The organism is Methyloceanibacter sp. (genome assembly GCF_050728395.1).
In the GTDB taxonomy this organism is placed as follows: Bacteria; Pseudomonadota; Alphaproteobacteria; order Rhizobiales; family Methyloligellaceae; genus Methyloceanibacter.
On the sequence record NZ_JBOHJB010000162.1, the window covers coordinates 1 to 3,686 of the forward strand.

A 3,686-nucleotide genomic window follows, 5' to 3' on the forward strand; every position below is an offset into this window, starting at 1 on the left:
GGTGCCACAGCCGCGCAAACAAGAGCGGTCCCAACGCGATGGTCAGCAGAATGCCGGCGAACGGCAGCGCCCACGGCCAGGCGAGCGTCGCCCCATTGAGCGTTGCGCCATCCAGGGCTTGGACCGTCGCAGCTTGGGCGGCTTGCGGCGCAAAGACGGCTGCGCTCAGGACGGCGATGCGAGCGGCATGCATGGCAAGACTTTGCCATGCCGCCTCGACGTTTGCATTATAGCCCAGCCGCGATTGCGCCCGCCGCTAGGCTGGCATCGACACCCGCACGGAGACAAGTCATGGCCGTTCACCGCTTCCACAATCCCGCCACCATGCCGGCTTCCCGCGGCTATACCCATGCGGTCGAAACCATGGGTCCGAGCCGCACGATCTATTTCTCCGGTCAGCTCGGCATGACGGCTGACGGAAAGTTCGCCGGCGCGGCCGGCGACTTCCGCGCCCAGGCCGCGCAATGTTTCGAAAATCTGAAAGCGGCGCTGACCGCGGTTGACGCCGGCTTCGAGCACGTGACGAAGGTCACATGCTTCTTTGTCGATATGGCGCATTTGCCGCTCTATTTCGAAGTGCGCGACCGTTACGTCGACACCAAGGCGCCGCCGGCTTCGACCGCAGTGCAGATCGTGCGGCTCGCCCGCGAGGGCGCGCTGTTCGAGATCGAAGCGATCGCGGTGGTGCCGCAGCGGTGAGCTGCGTTTGCAAGGGGCGAGCCGTGTGACTACATTGCATGCACTGCATGCAGAGCAAAATGCCATGAGTCAGATCACCATCCGCCGGCTCGATCCAGCAATTATCGAAGGCCTAAAGAAGCGCGCAGCCGATGCCGGCCATTCCATGGAAGAGGAAGCGCGAACGATTTTGGTGGAGGCTATCGCTGACAAGCAACTGGAGCGCCAACGCGCTTGGTTGAAGGAGATGGAAAAAGTGCGACGTAAAATGTTCGGCGACAAGGTGTTTCCAGACTCGAGCGAGGAGTTTCGCCGGATGCGCGATGAGCGCACCCGCTATCTCAAGGAGTGGGCACTTCCCCCGAGCAGGCGCAAGCGATGACCAGACTGATCTGCGACGCCAGCGTCTTATTCAAGCTTCTGGTCGCCGAGGAGGACACCGATATTGCCAAATCCTTGGCGTCGCACTACCAGCTTTGTGTCCCTGAAATTGTGTTTGCCGAAATAGCAAATGCGTTATGGGCTCGGGTCCGCGACCGCCGCCTTGAAGCCAGCAATGCTGGCAGCCTTATTGAGAATTTCCTCATTATGCCACTTGACGTGAAGCCGCTTCGGCGGTTGATCAGCAGGGCTCTTTCGATTGCGCGCGACCTTGATCATCCAATCTACGATTGCCTTTATCTGGCGCTCGCGGAAGATATAGCCGCACCGTTGGTGACGGCAGACCGGCGGTTTGCTGGCGCGGTCCAACGGAGCAGCTTTCGAGGCGCCGAGGTTAGAATGCTCGCCGAAATCGTCTAATGCGCCTCGTCCCAATTGCCGGCCGCCCTGGCGTCGACCTGCAGCGGCACCGATAGCGAGATCGCCGGCATAGGGGCATCTTCCATCACCTGCTTGATCACCGGCAGCGTCTTGTCGACCTCGTCGTCGGGCACTTCGAACACCAGTTCGTCGTGCACCTGCAGCAGCATCCGGGCGCCGAGCTTGTGCTTGGCCAGCGCGTCGTCCATGCGCACCATGGCGCGGCGAATGATGTCGGCGGCGGTGCCTTGCAGCCGCGCATTGATGGCAGCGCGTTCGTTGAAGGAGCGGATCGAGGCATTCGCGGCGGCGATATCGGGATAGTGGCACTTGCGGCCGAACAGCGTCAGCACGTAGCCGTTCTTCTTGCAGAACGCCTTGGTCTCTTCCATGTAGTCGCGGATGCCGGGGAAACGCTCGAAATATTTTCGGATGTAGGCGCCGGCTTCCTCGCGCGCGATGCCGAGCTGGTTGGCGAGGCCGAATGCCGAGATGCCGTAGATGATGCCGAAATTGATCGCCTTGGCGCGGCGGCGCACCTCGGCCGGCATCCCATTCACCGGCACGCCGAACATTTCCGAGGCCGTCATGGCGTGGATGTCGAGACCGTCGCGGAACGCCTTGCGCAGCGGCTCGATGCCGGCGATCTCGGCAAGCAGCCGAAGCTCGATCTGCGAGTAGTCGGCCGAGGCGAGCTTATGGCCCTCGGTCGCGATGAAGGCGCGACGGATTTTGCGTCCTTCCTCCGTGCGGATCGGGATGTTCTGCAGGTTCGGTTCGGAAGAAGAGAGCCGGCCGGTCGGCGTCGCCGCGAGCGCGTAGCTGGTGTGCACGCGGCGGGTATCGGGATTGATGTAGCCTGGCAGGGCATCCGTATAGGTGGACTTGAGCTTCGTTACCTGGCGCCAGTGGAGAATCTTCTGCGGCAGCTCATGCCCTTGTTCGGCCAGCTCATCCAGCACGCGCGCTCCGGTCGCCCATTGACCGGTCTTGGTCTTGGCGCCGCCGCCCAGTCCCATCTTGCCGAACAGGATGTCGCCGAGCTGCTTGGGGCTGCCGGGATTGAACGATGGATCGCCGGCAAGCTCGCGCACTTCCGCCTCCAGAGCGGCCGCGCGCTGCGCGAACTCGCCGGAAAGCCGCGACAACGTTTGCCGGTCGACCGAGATGCCGCGCCGCTCCATGCGCGCCAGCACGGCCATCAACGGCCGCTCAAGGGTTTCATAGACGGTGGCGACGTGGTTGGCGGGAAGCCTGGGCTTGAGCAGCCGCCATAGGCGAAAGGTTGCGTCGGCCCGTTCGGCGCCGTATTCCGCCGCTTTCGCGACATCCACGCAATCGAACGGAACCCGGGATTTCCCCGAGCCAACCAATGCATCGTGGTCGATCATGACATGATCGAAGTGACGCCTGACGAGTTCATCGAGCCCGTGACCGCCACGCCCGGCATCCAGGACATAGGAGATCAGGAGCGTGTCATCGTAAGGATAAAGCTCGATTCCGCGTTGAGAGAACATCTGCCAAGCGAACTTCAGGTCGTGCCCGATCTTGACGATGCCGCCGTTTTCCAGCAGTGGCCGCAGGGCGTCGAGGGCTACTTGTTCCGAAATCTGATCGGGCGCGATGCCGCCGGCGAACAGTCCCTCGGAGCCGCCATCCCCCGCCTTGCGATGGGCAATCGGGATGTAGCAAGCCTCGTTCGGGGTAAGCGCGAGCGATACGCCACAAAGCGCAGCCCGCATCGAATCGAGACTCTGGCCCTCGGTTGCTATCGCAACCGCGCCAAGATCGAGCGCGCGCGTGACCCAGCCATTGATCTGCTCGAGGTTGCGAAGGATCGCATAGCGGGAGCGATCGAACGGAATTTTGTGCAGCGTTTCAAGCACAGCCGAGATCAGGTTCTGCGGCGCCATCCCGCTCGCAGCCGCTCCCGACGCGTCCGCCGTTGGCCGCTTGGGAAGACTCATCCCTCCTCCCAAGAGGGGAAGCGCGCCGGTTGAAGCGGCTGGCGTCTGGGGCCGCGCCTGCGCTCGGGCGTTGGCCGTGCCGCCGCGCTCGGCCGCGCCGAGCCTCCCATCCGCCTCGATCTGGGCGACATCGATGCCGGCGAATTCCGCCACCCGCCGCGTCAGCGAGTTGAACTCCATCGCCTTGAGGAAGGCGATCAGCCGCTTGTGATCGGGCTCGTGCACGGCAAGGTCGCCGAT

General features: G+C 63.1%; 4 protein-coding genes and 1 pseudogene. 3 read left to right on the top strand and 2 right to left on the bottom strand.

What is annotated here, in order from left to right:
* Nucleotides 1-193 (bottom strand): annotated as a pseudogene (locus ACREC7_RS16040) (hypothetical protein); the annotation flags it as partial.
* A gap of 98 nt (nt 194-291) precedes the next feature.
* Between ACREC7_RS16040 and ACREC7_RS16045 the strand changes: the two are divergent.
* The 3 genes from ACREC7_RS16045 (at nt 292) to ACREC7_RS16055 (ending at nt 1,479) form a co-directional block, all read left to right on the top strand.
* Nucleotides 292-699, top strand: coding sequence for a RidA family protein (locus ACREC7_RS16045; protein WP_431556692.1), 408 nt, complete (start codon nt 292-294; stop codon nt 697-699).
* A gap of 64 nt (nt 700-763) precedes the next feature.
* Nucleotides 764-1,060 (top strand): FitA-like ribbon-helix-helix domain-containing protein, encoded by a 297-nt coding sequence (locus ACREC7_RS16050; protein ID WP_431556693.1) that lies wholly within the window; start codon nt 764-766, stop codon nt 1,058-1,060.
* On the top strand, nt 1,057-1,479 hold the full coding sequence (locus tag ACREC7_RS16055; protein WP_431556694.1) for a type II toxin-antitoxin system VapC family toxin: 423 nt from the start codon (nt 1,057-1,059) through the stop codon (nt 1,477-1,479). Before ACREC7_RS16050 ends, ACREC7_RS16055 begins: the two co-directional genes overlap by 4 nt.
* Here ACREC7_RS16055 and polA read toward each other — a convergent pair.
* A partial coding sequence (polA, locus tag ACREC7_RS16060; protein ID WP_431556695.1) for a DNA polymerase I occupies nt 1,476-3,686 on the bottom strand: 2,211 nt, incomplete at its 5' end. The two genes, ACREC7_RS16055 and polA, sit on opposite strands and share 4 nt — an antisense overlap.